Origin of the sequence: Burkholderia sp. Ax-1724, assembly GCF_011752995.1 — a bacterium.
Classification (GTDB): domain Bacteria; phylum Pseudomonadota; class Gammaproteobacteria; order Burkholderiales; family Burkholderiaceae; genus Paraburkholderia.
Genome location: NZ_VWWL01000057.1, coordinates 1 through 1,078 on the forward strand (window position 1 = coordinate 1; position 1,078 = coordinate 1,078).

Sequence of the window (1,078 nt, forward strand, 5' to 3'; positions counted from 1 at the left end):
ACGGAAATGGGCGCCGAGGATATTGGCGCCTTTTTGCTATGGGGGGAGCCTGGCCTGTACGACAGCACCTTGCGCATCCTCGACCTGGTCCGCGAACGTGGGGTGGCGCTGCGCTTGCAGGTGATACCGGGCATCAGCAGCGTGCAGGCCCTGGCGGCGCGGCACCAGGTACCGCTGAACCGTATCGGTGAACCGTTGCTGGTGCTACCTGGGCGGCACTTGGCCGAGTTGGAACAGGTGGACAACGTGGTGGTGATGCTGGACGGGCAGGGGGGGTTTGCCGCCCTGCAGGACCCTGGGCTGATGGTTTACTGGGGGGCCTACCTGGGCAACGAGGATGAAGTGCTGATTGCCGGGCCCCTGCAGGCGGTGAAGGCGCAGATTTTGGAGGTTCGCGAGCGTGAGCGGGCGCGCAAGGGGTGGATCATGGACACCTACCTGTTGCGCCGGGAAGTGTAGAGCAAGGGCCGCTTGCGCGGCCCATCGCGAGCGGTGCTCGCTCCTACCCGGCCTGCGTCAACCCTCGTAGGAGCGAGCGCAGCTCGCGATGGGCTGCAAAGCAGCCCCGGCGTTATCAGCCACGAAGCTGAAACCCGGGGCCGCTGCGCGCCCCATCGCGAGCTACGCTCGCTCCTACCTGAGCTGCATCCATCCTGTAGGAGCGAGCAAAGCTCGCGAAGCGCCGCCAAGCGGCGCCAACTGCACCCACCCAGGCCATTCACCTCACTGCCGCGGCTCCAGATCCCCCGAAAACAATTCATCTTCCGAATCCGGCGCCACCGGAATCTTGTGCTCCTCGGCCGCCCCGGCCCCCAGGTCGATCAATTTGCAACGGTCGGAACAGAACTGCCGGAACGCGCTCTTCTCGATCAATTCCACAGGTGCGCCACAGGTCGGGCAATCGACGGTCAATGGCTGGCTCATGGCTGGCCTCCTCGTAAAGTCAGGTAAGAGTGGTGCAGGCGGACAATCTGCTCGTGCAGCGCGGCGAGGTCGCCGTCATTGACCACCACATCGTCGGCATGGCCCAGGCGTTCCTCACGCCCCAGCTGGGCCTTGAGAATTGCCTGCACCTGAT

The 1,078-nt window shown here is 64.7% G+C and carries 2 protein-coding genes; one reads left to right on the forward strand and one right to left on the reverse strand.

Annotated elements, in window-relative coordinates:
- A partial coding sequence (gene cobF / locus F3J19_RS32255; protein WP_167050533.1) for a precorrin-6A synthase (deacetylating) occupies positions 1-459 on the forward strand: 459 nt, incomplete at its 5' end.
- Positions 460-723: 264 nt separating this feature from the next.
- Here the strand turns inward: cobF and yacG are convergent.
- On the reverse strand, positions 724-924 hold the full coding sequence (gene yacG, locus F3J19_RS32260) for a DNA gyrase inhibitor YacG (protein ID WP_167050535.1): 201 nt from the start codon (positions 922-924) through the stop codon (positions 724-726).
- Between the last annotated feature and the right edge of the window lie 154 nt (positions 925-1,078).